Origin of the sequence: Propioniciclava sp. MC1683, from assembly GCF_014164675.1 — a bacterium.
In the GTDB taxonomy this organism is placed as follows: domain Bacteria; phylum Actinomycetota; class Actinomycetes; order Propionibacteriales; family Propionibacteriaceae; genus Propioniciclava.
The window spans coordinates 1-15,911 of record NZ_JACJFX010000018.1 but is presented as its reverse complement, the minus strand read 5'-3'; the positions used below and the strand labels follow the sequence as shown (position 1 = coordinate 15,911).

At 71.5% G+C, this 15,911-nt stretch carries 15 protein-coding genes; 7 read left to right on the top strand and 8 right to left on the bottom strand.

Annotated elements, in window-relative coordinates; translation table 11 throughout:
• Window positions 1–15 precede the first annotated feature (15 nt).
• Genes H5397_RS11320 through H5397_RS11305 form a run of 4 tightly spaced genes read left to right on the top strand, consistent with a single transcriptional unit; the run spans window position 16 to window position 3,695 of the window.
• The gene (locus H5397_RS11320; protein ID WP_220492207.1) at window positions 16–1,581 is read left to right on the top strand and encodes an acyl-CoA carboxylase subunit beta; all 1,566 of its coding nucleotides are present in this window, start codon (window positions 16–18) and stop codon (window positions 1,579–1,581) included.
• Window positions 1,582–1,612: 31 nt separating this feature from the next.
• Window positions 1,613–2,035: an OadG family transporter subunit gene (locus H5397_RS11315; protein ID WP_182817520.1), complete on the top strand. Its 423-nt coding sequence runs from the start codon at window positions 1,613–1,615 to the stop codon at window positions 2,033–2,035.
• Between the two features lie 3 nt (window positions 2,036–2,038).
• Entirely contained in the window at window positions 2,039–2,572 is a 534-nt protein-coding gene (locus H5397_RS11310; RefSeq protein ID WP_182817519.1) for an acetyl-CoA carboxylase biotin carboxyl carrier protein subunit, read from the top strand.
• 1 nt (window position 2,573) lies between these two features.
• Window positions 2,574–3,695, top strand: a complete 1,122-nt coding sequence (locus tag H5397_RS11305; RefSeq protein ID WP_182817518.1) for a sodium ion-translocating decarboxylase subunit beta — start codon at window positions 2,574–2,576, stop codon at window positions 3,693–3,695.
• A 206-nt stretch (window positions 3,696–3,901) separates the two neighbouring features.
• Here the strand turns inward: H5397_RS11305 and H5397_RS11300 are convergent, their stop codons facing one another.
• From H5397_RS11300 to H5397_RS11275, 6 genes are all read right to left on the bottom strand, one after another.
• Window positions 3,902–4,324, bottom strand: coding sequence for a DUF779 domain-containing protein (locus H5397_RS11300; RefSeq protein ID WP_182817516.1), 423 nt, complete (start codon window positions 4,322–4,324; stop codon window positions 3,902–3,904).
• On the bottom strand, window positions 4,324–5,847 hold the full coding sequence (locus H5397_RS11295; protein WP_182817514.1) for an aldehyde dehydrogenase family protein: 1,524 nt from the start codon (window positions 5,845–5,847) through the stop codon (window positions 4,324–4,326). Before H5397_RS11295 ends, H5397_RS11300 begins: the two co-directional genes overlap by 1 nt.
• 70 nt (window positions 5,848–5,917) lie before the next feature.
• A complete protein-coding gene (locus H5397_RS11290; RefSeq protein ID WP_182817512.1) occupies window positions 5,918–7,087 on the bottom strand; it encodes a M20 family metallopeptidase in 1,170 nt (389 codons plus the stop codon).
• Window positions 7,088–7,135: 48 nt separating this feature from the next.
• Window positions 7,136–8,548: a bifunctional ADP-dependent NAD(P)H-hydrate dehydratase/NAD(P)H-hydrate epimerase gene (locus H5397_RS11285; protein ID WP_182817511.1), complete on the bottom strand. Its 1,413-nt coding sequence runs from the start codon at window positions 8,546–8,548 to the stop codon at window positions 7,136–7,138.
• A 20-nt stretch (window positions 8,549–8,568) separates the two neighbouring features.
• Window positions 8,569–10,488, bottom strand: coding sequence for an acyl-CoA dehydrogenase (locus H5397_RS11280; protein WP_182817509.1), 1,920 nt, complete (start codon window positions 10,486–10,488; stop codon window positions 8,569–8,571).
• The gene (locus H5397_RS11275; protein ID WP_182817508.1) at window positions 10,485–11,102 is read right to left on the bottom strand and encodes a TetR/AcrR family transcriptional regulator; all 618 of its coding nucleotides are present in this window, start codon (window positions 11,100–11,102) and stop codon (window positions 10,485–10,487) included. Before H5397_RS11275 ends, H5397_RS11280 begins: the two co-directional genes overlap by 4 nt.
• A 76-nt stretch (window positions 11,103–11,178) precedes the next feature.
• On the opposite strand from H5397_RS11275, the gene H5397_RS11270 reads away from it, so the two are divergent.
• From H5397_RS11270 to H5397_RS11260, 3 genes are read left to right on the top strand one after another with little or no spacing between them, the layout of a single operon-like run.
• Window positions 11,179–12,420, top strand: coding sequence for an acetyl-CoA C-acetyltransferase (locus H5397_RS11270; RefSeq protein ID WP_182817506.1), 1,242 nt, complete (start codon window positions 11,179–11,181; stop codon window positions 12,418–12,420).
• Complete coding sequence (locus H5397_RS11265; RefSeq protein ID WP_182817505.1) at window positions 12,420–13,817, top strand: 3-oxoacyl-ACP reductase; 1,398 nt, start codon at window positions 12,420–12,422, stop codon at window positions 13,815–13,817. Before H5397_RS11270 ends, H5397_RS11265 begins: the two co-directional genes overlap by 1 nt.
• Before the next feature lie 3 nt (window positions 13,818–13,820).
• On the top strand, window positions 13,821–14,669 hold the full coding sequence (locus H5397_RS11260; RefSeq protein ID WP_182817504.1) for a MaoC/PaaZ C-terminal domain-containing protein: 849 nt from the start codon (window positions 13,821–13,823) through the stop codon (window positions 14,667–14,669).
• Window positions 14,670–14,684: 15 nt separating this feature from the next.
• Here the strand turns inward: H5397_RS11260 and H5397_RS11255 are convergent, their stop codons facing one another.
• A complete protein-coding gene (locus H5397_RS11255) occupies window positions 14,685–15,617 on the bottom strand; it encodes a DMT family transporter (RefSeq protein ID WP_182817502.1) in 933 nt (310 codons plus the stop codon).
• 70 nt (window positions 15,618–15,687) lie between these two features.
• On the bottom strand, window positions 15,688–15,911 hold a 224-nt coding region (locus tag H5397_RS11250; protein WP_182814264.1), incomplete at its 5' end, for a transposase.

Here is a 15,911-nt window from a genome sequence, read left to right as displayed (position 1 = left end):
GCCCATATCTCCCCAATGACGACGAGGTTCTACCTGATGAGTGACCAACTGGCGACACTTCGGGCCAAGCGGCAACAGGCGCTCGAGGGAGGTGGCGCCAAGCGCATCGAGGCCCAGCACGCCAAGGGCAAGCTCACCGCGCGCGAGCGGCTGTCGATCCTCCTCGACGAGGCCTCCTTCCAGGAGCTGGGTGCCCTCGCGACGCACCACAACTCCGACTTCGGGATGGACAAGCAGCGCTTCCCCGGCGACGGCATCATCACCGGCTTCGGCAAGATCGGCGGACGCCGCGTGGCCGTCTACGCCCAGGACTTCACCGTGCTCGGCGGCTCGTTCTCCGAGGTGCAGTCGAACAAGATCTCGCGCATCCTCGACCTGGCCATCGAGGCCGGCATCCCGGTCATCGGCCTGAACGACTCCGGCGGCGCGCGCGTGCAGGAGGGCGTCCGCTCGCTGGCCGCCTACGGCGAGGTGTTCGTCCGCAACGTCAAGGCGTCCGGCGTCGTGCCCCAGCTGTCGCTGATCCTGGGCCCCTGCGCCGGCGGCGCGGTGTACAGCCCGGCGCTGACCGACATCACGATCATGGTCGACCAGACCTCGAACATGTTCCTGACCGGCCCCGACATCATCAAGACCGTCACGGGCGAGGACGTCACCGCCGAGGAGCTCGGCGGAGCCTGGGTGCACAACGCCACCTCGGGTGTCGCGCAGGTCCTCGCCACCGACGAGGCCGACGCGCTGCGCAAGACCAAGCAGCTGCTCAGCTACCTGCCGCAGAACAACACCGAGGACCCGCCGCAGCTCGAGCCGTACGACCCGGCCGACCGCATGGACGAGACGCTGAACCACCACATCCCGGAGGATGACAACGTCCCGTACGACATGAACGCCCTGCTCGCCCAGGTCTTCGACCGCGACTCGATGTTCGGGCTGCACAGCGACTGGGCCGCCAATGCCCTGGTCGGGTTCGCCCGACTGGACGGCCACGCGGTGGGCTACATCGCCAACAACCCGCAGGTCATGTCCGGCTGCCTCGACATCAACGCCTCGGACAAGATCGCCCGGCACATCACGCTGTGCGACCAGTTCAACATCCCGCTCATCACGTTCGTGGACTGCCCCGGCTACCTCCCCGGCGTCGAGCAGGAGTACAACGGCGTCATCCGACACGGCGCGAAGATCATCTACGCGTACTGCCAGGCGACCGTCCCGAAGATCTCCCTCGTCACCCGCAAGGCGTACGGCGGCTCGTACGTGGCGCTGAGCTCCAAGCAGATGAACAACGACGTCGCGTTCGCGTGGCCGTCGGCCCAGATCGCCGTCATGGGCGCCGAGGGGGCCGCGCGGCTGCTGAACCGCCGGGCGATCGAGGCGGCGGAGGACCCGAAGGCCGAGGAGGCCCGCTTCATCGCCGAGTACAAGGAGAAGTTCTTCAACCCCTACCAGGCCGCCGACGTGGGCCAGATCGACGAGGTCATCGAGCCCCGCGAGACCCGTCCGCGCCTGATCCGTGCCCTCGAGGTGCTGCGGACCAAGGTCACGCAGACCATCCCGAAGAAGCACGGCCTCTTCCCGGTGTAAGGAGCGAACCCCGATGCCAAGTCTCCCCACGATGGATGACCTCTCCTGGGGCCTGATGATGATGGTCGTCGGCATGGGCGTGGTCTTCGCCCTGCTGCTGGCACTCATGGCCGTCCTGATGATCATCGGACGCCTCGACGGGACCGGAGCGCCCACGCTCAAGGCCCGCCGCAGCGACCCCGAGCAGGAGCTGGTCACGATCATGCCGGGCGAGGGTGACCCGACGAAGGACGCCGTGGCCAAGCCCGCGGCGCCCGCCGTCCGGATCATCGCCGACGGCCTGGACGAGAACCAGGTCGCGGCGATCACGGTCGCCGTCATCCAGCACGCCGAGATCCGACGCCGGTCCGCCGGCCCCGAGACCCGCGCCCACGCGCCCGGCAGCCAGCTCTTCGCGAGCCGCTGGCTCGCCGTCGGCCGGGGCTACCAGACCAACCCGTTCTCCCGGAGGTAGGCCATGCGCCGCTACACGATCAGCGTCAACAACACGTCCAAGGTGGTGGACGTCGAGGCCGTCGGCGCCAACAACTTCCGCGTCCAGATCGACGGACGCCTCGTCGACGTCACGCTCGACGACCACCGCGACCTGGCCCACTCGGCGATCACGCCCGCGGTGACCGCGCGCGCCGTGGCCGCCGCCCCGGCCGCACCCGCGGCGTCCGCGCCCCTGGCCTCGGACGCCCCAGCCCCGGCGGCCACCGCACCCACGCAGGGGGCTGCACCCACGGCGCCAGGTGGGGCGCCCCGCGCCGCAGCCGCCGCCGGTGGTGGCGGTCGCGACAAGATGACCGCGCCCATGCCCGGCGTGATCCTGACCGTCGACACGGCGGTCGGGGCGTCGGTGAAGCGGGGCGACTCGCTTATGGTGCTCGAGGCCATGAAGATGAAGAACGAGCTGAAGGCGCCCAAGGACGGTGTCGTCGCCGAGATCTACGTGGCGGCCGGCCAGCAGGTGAAGTTCGGCGAGACCCTCGTGAGGTTCGAGGCCTGAGATGAGTCCGGACACACTGCACTACTTGCTGCAGGGGATCAACAACGTCACTTGGCAGAGCCTGACGATGATCGCCATCGGCCTGCTCCTGATCTGGTTGGCGATCAAGAAGGAGTACGAGCCCCTGCTCCTGCTGCCCATCGGCTCGGGCGCGATCCTGGCGAACCTGCCCCTCTCGCCGATGGTGGGGGAGCACGGCATGCTCCAGGCGCTCTACGACATGGGCGTGGGCAACGAGATGTTCCCGCTGCTGATCTTCGTCGGCATCGGCGCCATGACCGACTTCGGGCCCCTGCTGGAGAACCCGAAGATGGTGCTGCTCGGCGCCGCCGGCCAGTTCGGCATCTTCCTGACGCTGCTGCTGGCGTTGCTCCTGGGGTTCAACCACAACCAGGCCGCCTCGATCGGCATCATCGGCGCCATCGACGGGCCGACGTCGATCTACGTGTCGAACAAGCTCGCGCCCGAGTTGGTCGCCCCCATCACGGTGGCCGCCTACTCGTACATGAGCCTCGTGCCGATCATCATGCCGCCGATCATGCGGGCGCTGACCACGGCCAAGGAACGCGCCATCGTCATGCCGTACACGTCGCGGGAGATCTCGCAGCGCACGCGCATCCTGTTCCCGATCATCGTGACGATCGTCGTCGGCACGCTGGTGCCGTTCGCGACGCCGCTGATCGGCATGCTGATGCTGGGCAACCTGATGCGCGAGTCGAAGGTCGTCGAGCGCCTCGTGGGGGCGTCCTCGAACGAGCTCGCCAACGTCGTCACGCTGTTCCTCGGTCTGGCCATCGGCTCGACGATGATCGGTGAGAAGTTCCTCAACCTGCAGACCCTGATGATCCTGGTGCTGGGCCTGATCGCGTTCGTGCTCGACACCGTCATGGGCGTCTCGTTCGGGAAGCTGATGAACGTGTTCTCGGGTGGCAAGTTCAACCCGCTGATCGGTGCCGCCGGCATCTCGGCCTTCCCGATGGCGGCGCGTGTCGTCCAGAAGGAGGCCCAGCGCGAGAACTTCGACAACTTCCTGCTGATGCACGCCATGGGCGCGAACGCGGCCGGTCAGGTCGCCTCCGTCGTCGCCGGCGGTGTGCTGCTGGCCCTGATGGGCGCCAGCTAGCTGGTTGTCCGGCCGGGGATCCTTCCACCCCGGTCGGTGGGTCCGACCGGGCCTGTGCCCGGCCGGTGGGTCCGACCCGCATCGGACCGCGGGTCGGCCCGACCCTTGTGTGGCACCACCGCGGTGCAGCAGGCGCGCCAGACGCGCCCTTCGCACCGCGGTGGTGCCACACGGCGTTCCACGGCCCGGACGCCGCGGGCTCGGCCTCACAGGCCCAGGGCGTCCTTCTCCTCCTGCGTGAACAGCCGCGACCGGGTGAGGAACCGCATGCCCTCGGGTGCCTCCAGCGAGAAGCCGGCCCCGCGTCCGGGGACGGCGTCGATGGTGAGGCGCGTGTGCTTCCACGCCTCGAACTGGGCCCGACCGATCCAGACTTCGATCGGGTCGAGCCCGGGCACCGCCAGCGTGCCGAGCAGCACGTCGGCGTCCCCGGTCAGGAAGTCACCCACCGGATAGCACATGGGCGCGCTGCCGTCGCAGCAGCCCCCCGACTGGTGGAACATCACCGGCCCGTGCCGGCCGACCACCGTACGCAGCAGGTCGGCCGCCGCCGGGGTGAGGGCGACGCGCGTGGGCCCGTCGGTGACGAGCTCGTCCACCCCGACGGCGTCGAACCGGCACTCGTCCATCAGAAAAAGCCCAGCTTGTCCTGGGAGTAGGACACGAGCAGGTTCTTCGTCTGCTGGTAGTGGGCCAGCATCATCTTGTGGTTCTCGCGCCCGATGCCGGACTGCCTGTAGCCGCCGAACGCCGCGTGCGCGGGGTAGTGGTGGTAGCAGTTGGTCCAGACGCGGCCGGCCTTGATGGCGCGGCCCATGGTGTAGGCGCGGTGCACGTGGCGCGACCACACGCCGGCACCGAGGCCGTACAGCGTGTCGTTGGCGATCTGCAGCGCCTCGGCGTCGTCGGCGAACTTCGTCACCGAGACGACCGGGCCGAAGATCTCCTCCTGGAAGATGCGCATCGTGTTGACGCCCTCGAACACGGTCGGTTCGATGTAGAAGCCGCCCGACAGCTCGCCGCCGAGGTCGACCTTGTTGCCGCCGCTGAGAACCTTGGCGCCCTCGTCCTTGCCGATCTGGATGTAGGAGAGGATCTTCTCGTACTGGTCGTTCGAGGCCTGCGCGCCCATCATCGTGTCGGTGTCGAGCGGGTGGCCGCGCTTGACCGCCTCGACGCGCTTGATGCCGTCGGCGAGGAACTCGTCGTAGATCGACGCCTGGATGAGCGCGCGGCTCGGGCAGGTGCAGACCTCGCCGTTGTTGAGGGCGAAGAACGCGAAGCCCTCGAGGGCCTTGTCGTAGAAGTTGTCCTTCTTCTCGGCGATGTCCTCGAAGAAGATGTTCGGGCTCTTGCCGCCCAGCTCGAGGGTGACCGGGATGATGTTCTGGCTCGCGTACTGCATGATCAGGCGGCCGGTGGTGGTCTCGCCGGTGAACGCGATCTTGGCGATGCGCGGGCTGGACGCCAGCGGCTTGCCCGCCTCGACGCCGAAGCCGTTGACGATGTTGACCACGCCCGGGGGCAGCAGGTCGCCGATGATCTCGAACAGCTTCAGGATCGACCACGGGGTCTGCTCGGCCGGCTTGAGCACGATGCAGTTGCCGGCGGCCAGGGCGGGGGCGAGCTTCCAGGTGGCCATCAGGATCGGGAAGTTCCACGGGATGATTTGGCCCACGACGCCCAGCGGCTCGTGGAAGTGGTAGGCGACCGTGGTGTCGTCGAGCTGGCTGAGGCCGCCCTCCTGCGCACGGATGCAGCCGGCGAAGTAGCGGAAGTGGTCGATGGCCAGCGGGATGTCGGCGTTGAGGGTCTCGCGGACGGCCTTGCCGTTGTCCCACGTCTCGATGACCGCGATGTCCTCGAGGTTGGCCTCGATCCGGTCGGCGATCTGGTTGAGGATGTTCGCGCGCTCGGCGGGGGAGGTCTTGCCCCACGCGTCGGCGGCGGCGTGGGCGGCGTCGAGGGCGGCGTCGATGTCCTCGGCGGTGCCGCGGGCCACGCGGGTGAACACCTCGCCGGTGACCGGCGTCGGGTTGTCGAAGTACTCACCCTTGATGGGGTCGCGCCACTCGTTGTTGATCCAGTGGCCGTAGGTGTCCTTGACCTCGATGTTCGAGTCGCTGGACCCGGGGCTGGCGTAACGCGTCACTGCAGGGGCTCCGTTCGTCGTTGGGCGGATAGGGCACCCTAACGATCGGCCCGCCCCAACGGGAAGGGCCTCAGCTGCGAATCTGCGCCGCCGCCGCGACGTAGTTGGCGGCCAGCGCGACCGCGCACAGGCGCAGAGCGCCGCGCCCGGGCAGGAATTGCGCGTGGTGCAGGCCGACGCCCCCCTCCGACCCGACCCCGACGAAGCTCATCAGCGACGGCACCACGTGGCCGTACTCGGAGAAGTCGTCCGATCCGCACGAGCGGAACGGCACGTGCGCCACCGGGATCGCGAGCCCACCCAGCAGGTGGTCGGCCCGGCGCGACAGGTCGGGGTCGTTGACCAGCGCCGGCCCCCCGCGGACGAACGTCGCCGTGGCGGTCGCGCCGCGGGCCAGCGCCGTGCCCTCGGCCAGACGCGCGATCGCCTCGTGGAGGGCGACCCGGTCGGCCTCGTGGAAGGTGCGGATCGACCCCGTGCACGTGGCGGTCTCGGCGATCACGTTGGCCGCGGTGCCGGCCTTGAACGTGCCCACCGACACCACGGAGGGGTGGATGGGGTTCACGATCCGCTGCGGCAGCTCGCCCAGCCCGCCGACGATCGCGGCGAGCACGGTGATCGGGTCGAGCGCGGTGTGCGGGTAGGCCCCGTGCCCGCCGCGCCCGCGCACGGTGATCTCGAAGGAGTCGAAGGCGGCGTTGACCGCGCCGGCACCGGTGGAGACGACGCCCTTCTCGACCTGCGGCTGCACGTGGACGCCGACCATCGCGGCCACCTCCACGTCGTCGAGGAAGCCCGACGCCACGACGTCGGTCGCGCCCGGCGGGTTCTCCTCCTCGCGCGGCTGCAGCAGCGGCACCATCGCGACGGGCAGGTCGAGGTCGCGCGCGGCGGTGACGACCGCCCACAGGGCGGCCATGTGCACGTCGTGGCCGCAGGCGTGCATGATCCCGCGGCGCTGGGAGGCCCACTCGACCCCCGTGGCCTCGGTGATGGGCAGGGCGTCGAGCTCGGCGCGCAGCCCCACGGCCGGCCCGGCGGGGCCGAAGCGGGCGTACGCCCCGGTCTCGGCGACGGGCAGCCAGTCGAGCCAGTCGATCGCCTGGGTGATCGAGTCCCGGGTGTCCATCTCGTCGCCGCCCAGGTGCGGGTCGGCGTGGATGGCGCGGCGCAGCGAGGCCGCCTCGGGCAGCACGGCATCGATGCCGGCGACCAGGCGTGGCAGGAGCGAGTCGGTCACCCGAGCGAGCCTAGTGCAGGCGTGCTCCCCACCTGATGCACGGCTGCATCAGGTTCGGAGCGCGGCGACCACCCCGGGCAGGGAGCGCGCCGCGACCTCCTCGGGGGTGTGCGGGCCCGGCAGCGCGGCGGCGGCCCGGGCCTGCAGGGACGCCGCGAGCGCGGCCGCCCACAACGAGGGAACGCCGGCGGCGAGGAGGGTGCCCAGCATCCCGGCGAGCACGTCGCCCGAGCCGGCGGTGGCGGTCCACGCGGGGCCGGGTTCGGCGAGGATCGCGGTCCGGTCGGGTGCCACCGCGTACTGGGACGCCCCCTTGAGCAGCACGCACGCCCCCGTCTCCGCGGCGGCCCGGCGCGCGTGTCCGAGGGGATCGGCCTCGACGGCGGACCGCTCCACCCCCAGCAGGCGCGCCAGCTCCCCGGCGTGCGGGGTGAGCACCGAGCCGTCCGGCAGCTCGGCAGGCAGGCCGTCGAGGGCGCCGGCGTCCAGCACCATCGGCGCCCAGTCGTCGACCCGGCGGGCGAGCCGGTCGGCGTCACCGCCCGGCCAGCCGGAACCGCACACCCAGGCCTGGACGCGCCCCGGCTCGGCCGGGTCGACCGGTGCGACTACGCTCGGGAACGCCCGCAGCACCTCGTCGCGGGCGGGCCCGGCGTAGCGGACCATGCCCGCCCCCGCGTGCAGGGCGCCCGAGACCCCGAGCACGGCCGCACCCGGGTAGGTGGCGGTGCCGGTGTCGATCCCGACCACGCCGCGGGCGTACTTGTCGGAGGTGGGGCCGGGCCAGGGGTACCAGGCGCGCAGGTCGTCCGCGGTGACCCGCCACACGTCGACCGCCGGGGGAGCGACCCCGATGTCGACCAGCTCGACCCGGCCGCACCGGGACGCCGCGGGCTCGGCCACGTGGGCGAGCTTGCGGGCGATGAAGGTCACCGTGACGTCGGCGACGAAGCTGTCGTGCGCGACGGGGGAGTCGGCCACCAGGCCGGAGGGGATGTCGACAGCCACGACGGGCACGCCCGCCTCGTGCGCCGCGCGGGCGACCGCGGCCACGGCGTCCGGGAGGCCGGGCCTCCCGCCCAGCCCGGAGACGCCGTCGAGCACGAGGCCCACCCCCGTGCAGAGCGTGAGGGCGGCCGCGGCGTCCACGACCACGGCGCCCTCGGCGAGGGCCGCGTCCAGCCCGTCGGCGTGGGTGGCGTCGACCACGGGCCAGACCCAGAGCGGCACCCGGCGCTCGCACAGCTCACCGAGCTCGGACGCCGCGAACAGCGCGTCGCCGGCGTTGTTGCCCGGTCCCGCAACGACGAGGACGCCGAGGTGCTCGCGTCCGGCGAGCACCTCGGCGCAGGTGCGTGCGACCGCCGAGGCCGCCTCCCCCATGAGGTCCCCGCCCGGGTGGGCGGCGAACCACGCGGCCTCGGCGTCGCGGATCGACTGGGCGCTGGCGATGGGCTCCATGGAGCCCACGCTAGCCGTCCTCAGTCGAGGATCGCGGCGTTGAGCCAGCCCTCCTCGACGCCCAGGCCCTCGACGAGCTCCAGCGCCTTGCCCCGCAGGTCGCGGCACAGGGCGTCCACGGCCTCGGTGACGGCCTTGGAGCGGGCGCCGTCGAAGCGCTCGTGCTCCATGTACCAGCCGCGGTTCTCCTCGATGGTGGCCAGCGCGTACAGGTCGCAGACCTTGCCGAGGATGGAGGCGATGTACGGGTCCTGGCACTCGTGGATGCCCTCGATGAAGGCCTCGAGCACCACGCGGTCGGTGTGCGCCCTGGCGGCGGCGAGCATGTGCTGCTGGCAGGCGTTGACGGCCGCGAAGCTGTCGGACGCCTTGGCGGCGGCGCGCATGCGCTTGGCCAGGCCCTCGACGGTGTGCTTCTCGCGGTCCTCGAACATCTCGATGTGCCAGGCGCGGGAGCCGACGTCCTTGCTCTTCGAACCCGACAGGATGCGGTCGATGACCGCCTTGGCGGTGGTGCGCTCGAGGAACGTGCCGCCCAGCATGCGGGCGGTCGCCTGGGCGGTCCCGCGCATGTCCATGTCGCCCCAGGTCTTCTTGTAGTCCAGCAGCAGGGCCTTGGCGACCAGCTGCAGCAGGACGGTGTTGTCCCCCTCGAAGGTGGCGAAGACGTCGGCGTCCTGGCGGAGCATGGTCAGGCCGTTCTCGCTCAGGTAGCCGGCGCCGCCGCAGGCCTCGCGGCAGACCTGGATGGTGTCGTTGGCCCAGCGGGTGAGCAGGGCCTTCATGCCGGCGGCGCGGGTCTCGAGCTCGCGGGCGGCGGTCGGGTCGGAGCCGGCGGCCTCGGTGACGCGCTGCAGCTGCAGCGCGATCTCGTTCTGCGCGAAGCCGTAGGCGTACGCCTTGGCGATGTTCGGCAAGAGCTTGCGCTGGTGGGTCTGGTAGTCCAGCAGCAGGATCTCCTCGCCCAGGCCCGGCTGGCGGAACTGGGTGCGCTTGAGGGCGTAGCGGGTGGCGATCGAGAGGGCCTTGCGGGTGCCGGACGCCGCGCCACCACCGACGCAGATGCGGCCGCGGACCAGCGTGCCGAGCATCGTGAAGAAGCGGGCGTTGCGCGACTCGATGGTCGACTCGTAGACGCCGTCGGCGTTCACGCCGCCGAAGCGGTCGAGCAGGTGCTCGCGCGGGACGCGGACGTGGTCGAAGGTGATGGTGCCGTTGTCGACGCCGAGCAGGCCGCCCTTGTGGCCCTGGTCGCCGCAGGTGACGCCCTCGACCGCGCCGAGGTCCTCCTCACGGATGCGCACGACGATCACGTGGACGCCGTGGTTCTCGCCGTCGACGATCAACTGGCCGAAGACCGCGGCCCACTTGCCGTGGGTGGCGGCGTTGCCGATGTAGGCCTTCGTCGAGCCCGGGGTGGGGGAGTGGACCTCGAACTCGCCGTCCTCGGGGATCCACGTGATCGTGGTCTCGATCGACTGCACGTCGGAGCCGTGGCCGAGCTCGGTCATGGCGAAGCAGCCGGTGGCCTCGCCGGTGATGGTGCCGGGCAGCCAGGTCTCGTGGTGCCACTGGGTGCCGAGGTTGGTCACCGCGCCGCCCCACAGGCCGTGCTGGACGCCGGACTTGATGGTCAGGGAGAGGTCGCCCATGGCGAGCATCTCGAAGTGGGCCACCGACTCGGCGACCGTGCCGCGGCCGCCCTGGGCCTCGGGGAAACCGGCGATCGCGAAGTCGCGGGCGGCGAGCGCCAGGAGCTTGTCGAGGGCCCACTCGCGGGCGGTGGGGATGTCCCAGTCGGGGTCACGCACGAAGTCGGAGGCGGTGACCTCGTCGCGCCAGCGCTGCTTGACGTCGTGGAACGGGCCGTCGAGCGCGCGGCGCAGGGCCTCGCCGGTGGCGGTCAGGGAGCTGGTGCGGGCGGGTGCGGTGGCGGTCATGCGGACTTCCTTGTCTGTGCGGCGAACGCGGGTACGAAGAACTGGTTGACGTAGGCGACGACCTCGGCGCGCGGACGCCGCAGGTCGGTGAGGATCCACCGGTCGGCGACGGCCCAGATGTAGCCGACGGCGCCATGGCCCCAGATGTTGGCGGGATCGGGGTCGAGCCCCTCGGCCTCGAGCCACCGGCGGAAGGCCGCCGACACCTCGTCGCCGATCCGGTTGGTGATGCCCAGGACCGGGTCGGGCGAGTCACCCGGCCGGTTGGACACGAACCGGTAGATCTCGCCGTCGGCCTCGACGACGGCGAGGTAGGCGTCCGCGAGTTGGGCCACCAACCGGTCAGGGGGTAGCTCGGACGCCAGGTGGCCGGTCAGGTTGCCCAGGATGAACTCCTGCACGGACTCGACCACCGCCGCGTACAGCCCGGCGCGGTCGCCGAAGTGCCGGTAGAACACCGTCTTGGACGTCCCGGCGTCGGCCGCCAGGTCGTCCATGCCGATGCCGTGCCCCTTGCGCCGGATGGCGCGCAGGGTGGCCTCGACGAGCTCGCGCCGACGCTGGGCGTTGTGCTCCGCCCAGCGCGTGGTGCGGCCGTCCACGGAAGTTGTCATGTACCGAGGGTATCCGAAACTTCACGTACCTGCTACCCTGAGTTTCGGTCAATCCCGTTCCCACAGAGGAGAACCCATGCTCGAGCGCAACGCCGTCATCGTCGGCGGCAACCGCACTCCCTTCGTCAAGGCCGGCACCGCCTATGCCCAGGCGTCGAACCAGGACATGCTCACCGCGGCCATCGACGGTCTCGTGGCCCGCTTCGGGCTCGCCGGCACCAAGGTCGACGAGGTCGTGGCCGGTGCGGTGCTCAAGCACACGCGTGACTTCAACCTGACCCGCGAGTCGGTCCTGGGCTCCGCCCTCGACCCGCACACCCCGGCCATCGACCTGCAGCAGGCCTGCGGCACCGGCCTCGAGGCCGTCATCTACGCGGCCAACAAGATCCGCCTCGGCCAGGCCACCACGGCCATCGCCGGCGGCGTCGACTCCGCCTCCGACGCGCCGATCGTGGTGAAGGAGGGCCTGCGACGCGCGCTGCTCAAGGCCTCCTACGCCCGCAAGCCGGTCGACCGGATCAAGGCGTTCGCCAAGGTCCGCCCCGCCGACCTCGCGCCGGTCCCGCCGGCGGTCGTCGAGCCGCGCACCGGCCTGTCGATGGGCGAGTCCCAGGCGCAGACCACCCAGAAGTGGGGCATCAGCCGCGAGGACCAGGACGCCCTGACCCTCGCCTCCCACCAGAACCTCGCCAAGGCGTGGCACTCCGGCTTCTTCGACGACCTGGTCACCCCCTTCCTGAAGGTGGCCAAGGACAAGATCCTCCGCCCCGAGACCACCGCCGCCGCCCTGGCCAAGCTCAAGCCCGTCTTCGGCGGCCCGGAGGGCACGATGACGGCCGGCAACTCCACCGCGCTCACCGACGGCGCCGCCGTCGTCCTCCTCGCCGAGGAGTCGCACGCCCGCGCGCAGAACTGGCCGGTCCTGGCCAGGGTCGTGGACGCGCAGGTCGCGGCGTCCGACTACGTCACCGGCAACGAGGACCTGCTGCTCGCCGGCGCCCGCGCCATCCCCGAACTGCTCGAGCGCAACGGCCTGACCGCCGCGGACATCGACCTGTTCGAGATCCACGAGGCGTTCGCGTCCACCGTGCTGGCCACGCTCGCCGCGCTCGAGCAGGGCGGCATCACCATCGACCGCGCCAGGCTCAACGTGAACGGCTCCTCGCTGGCCACCGGCCACCCCTTCGCGGCGACCGGCGGGCGCATCGTCGCCACGCTGGCCAAGATGCTCGCCGAGAAGGGCCCCGGCTCGAAGGGCCTCATCTCGATCTGCGCCGCCGGCGGCATGGCCGTCACCGCGATCCTGGAGGCGGTGTGATGACCGGCCTCCTCGAGGGAATCCTGACCAGCCCCGTCGGCCGCAAGGTCGCCGCCAAGGCCGGCCTCGCCGAGCCGCCGCGCCTGCGCCGCGGCCGGGTGCTGCCCGCCGGGCCCGTCGCGCTGGCGTCCCTGCCCGGAGGCGGCATCGCCGCCGAGGTGCTGGACGCCGTGGGCGTCAGCCCGGTCGAGCCCCTGCTCGACCTGCCGGGCAACCGCACGGACGACGAGAAGGGCCGCCCGCAGCCGCCGCGCTACGAGACCCGGCCGGGCGCGCTCGTCATCGACGCCACCGGGGTGCGCGAGATCGCGCAGCTCGAGCTGCTCCGCCAGGTGCTGCGCCCGGTGATGAAGGGCCTGGAGAAGTCCGGGCGCGTCATCATCCTCGCCACCGAGGCCGACGCGGTCGACGGGCTCGAGGCCAAGGCCGTGGCCCAGGGCATCGACGGCATCATGCGCACCGTCGGCAAGGAGCTGCGCGGCGGCTCGACCGCCAACCTGGTGCTGCTCGCCGAGGGCGTTCAGGCGTCCGACCTCGTCTCGACGATGTCGTTCCTGCTCGAGGGCCGCTCGGCCTTCGTCTCGGGCCAGGTCTGGCGGGTCGCCCCGGCCAAGACCCCGGTCGAGGGCGCGGCGTCCGACAAGCCCTTCGCCGACCGGGTCGTCGTCGTCACCGGCGCCGCCCGCGGCATCGGCGCGGCCATCGCGCGCACCTTCCACCGCGACGGCGCCAAGCTCGTGGTGGTCGACATCCCGGCCGCGGGCGAGAGCCTCGCCCAGGTGGCGAACGAGCTCAAGGGCTCGGCCCTGCAGCTCGACATCACCGCCCCCGACGCCGGCGCCCGCATCGCCGACCACGTGGCCCGCGTGCACGGCCCCGAGGCCCGCATCTGGGCCATGGTCCACAACGCCGGCATCACCCGCGACAAGATGCTGGCCAACCTGGACGAGAAGGTCTGGGCGTCCGTGCTCGACGTCAACCTCGCCGCCGAGATGCGGATCAACGAGGTCCTCCTCGACCACGACCGCCCCGGCGCGCTCGCCGAGGACGGCCGCATCGTCGGCATCGCGTCGACCTCCGGCTGGGCCGGGAACAAGGGCCAGACCAACTACGCGGCGTCCAAGGCCGGCGTGATGGGCCTGGTCTGGGCGATGCGCGACGAGCTCGCCGACAGCCGCGTCACCACCAACGGCGTGGCTCCCGGCTTCATCGAGACCGAGATGACCGGCAAGATCCCCTACGTGCAGCGCGAGGTGTTCCGCCGGACCAACTCACTGTCGCAGGGCGGCCAGCCGGTCGACGTCGCCGAGACCATCGCCTACCTGTGCGACCCCGCCTCCAGCGGCGTCGACGGGCAGGTCATCCGGGTCTGCGGCCAGAACCTGATCGGGCGGTGAACCATGGCTGACCTCGTCTTCTCCGAGCTCCCCGCCATCGCCCCACTGCTCGTCAAGGGCGTGGCCGGCGGGATCGGCGCCAAGGGTGGCCGCCCGCTGCCCGAGCGGTCCGCGATCGTGGCCTCGCACAAGCAGGACCTGGCCCGCCTCGCCGCCTACAACCGGGTGTGCGGGTTCACCCTGCGCGACCAGGTGCCGGCGACGTGGCTGCACGTGCTGACGTTCCCGCTCCAGACCGCGCTGCTCGCGGCGAAGGACTTCCCCTACGCCCTGGCCGGCTTGGTCCACGCCTCCAACAGCATGACGCTGCACCGCCCCGTCGGGGTGGGGGAGGAACTGGCGCTGATCGTGCGCACCGGCAACGCCCGGGCCCACCGCAAGGGCGCCCTGTTCGACGTCATCGGCGAGGTGCGCGGCAAGGGCGGCCAGGTCGCCTGGAGCGGCACCAGCACCTACCTGGCGCTCGGGGCCAAGGCCCCGGCCGGGGAGCAGCCGGCCGAGCCCGCGGCGTCCGTGGTCGAGCTGCCGGCACCGAGCCAGCAGTGGCGCCTGCCCGGCGACCTGGGCCGGCAGTACGCCGAGGTGTCGGGCGACGTGAACCCGATCCACCTCAACGCGCTGACCGCGCGGCTGTTCGGCTTCAAGCGGCCGATCGTGCACGGCATGTGGACGCACGCGCGCTCCCTCGCCGCGCTCGGCCCGCGCCTGCCCGAGGCGTACGCGGTGGACGTGCGGTTCACCAAGCCGATCCTGCTGCCGAACAAGGTGGGCTTCGCCACCGACGGGTCGGCCTTCGCCGTCACCAACCGCGACGGCAAGCCCTACCTGACCGGGGCGATCACCGCCGCCTGACCGGTCCCTCCCCGATCAGGCCACGGCCTGGTCGGGGAGGGCCGCCGGCTCGCCCCGTCGCGGACGATTGGCGAGGTAGACGCCGCCCAGGATCGCGGCCCCGCCCAGCAACTGGGCCCACCCCAGCCGCTCGCCGAGCACGGCGGCGCCGAGCGCGAGGGTGACCAGCGTCGAGATGCCGATGAACGTCGAGAAGCGGGTGGCGCCCAGGTTCCGGATCGCCACGTTCTGCAGGAAGAACGCCCCGATGGTCGGCCCGAGTGCCAGCGCCGCGACCGACAGTCCGAACGAGGGCTCCGCCAGCGGCAGCGTGGCCAGCCTGCCCAGCGTCCCGCCGGCGGCGTGCTGGGCCGCGGCGATGGTCCCGAACACGACGGCGCCGGAGGCGACCATCACGAACGTCCGGTCGACGTCGCGGGTGTGGGCGAACCGGTGCGCGAGGGCGGCGTACAGCGAGAACGCGAGGACGGCGACGAACAGCAGGGCGTAACCCCACGCGTCGAACCGGGCCGAGAGGCCGCCGGCGACGACCGTGACGAGGACGCCGACCAGGGTGACCGCGATGCCCGCGGCCTGCCGCCGCGAGGGCCTGGTCCCCAGGAGCACCGCCGCCGTCGCCAGCATCGCCACGGGGATCGCCGAGATGATCAGCGCGCTCTCCGACGCCGTCGTGCGCATGACGCCGTACGTCTCGGCCGTGTAGTAGACCAGCGGCTGCAGCAGCGCGAGCACCAGCAGGGGCTTCACCACGGCGCGGTCGAGGGAGAGCCGGACGACGCGCAGCGCGACCAGCACGCCCAGGACGGCCAGGGCCGTCGCGAACCGCCAGGCCAGCAGCGTGAACGGGTCGATCGTGGCGGTCACGCCCTTGGTGAAGACGAACGAGCCGCCGTACAGCGCCTCCGTGCCGAGCGCCGCCAGCACCCCCGTGCGCGTCGACCTGTCCATGGCCGGTCAATGTAGTTCCGCGCCAGATGTGGGTGGGCCGTCGCCGACAGGCGGACGCCGACCCCACGGCCTAGGGCGTGTCGCGTAACTGGTCTCGTAGGCAGATGATGGTGCTGGCCAGGACGAGGCCGGCGCGGTAGTTGCGAGCGAGTTTGTCGTAGCGGGTGGCGATGGCGCGGAACTCCTTGATCCGGTTGAAGAAGCGTTCCACCACGTTCCTGCCCTTGTAGATGGTGGGATCGAAGGCAGGTGGGCGACCGCCGCGGCTGCCCTTGGCCTTGCGACGGGCGATCT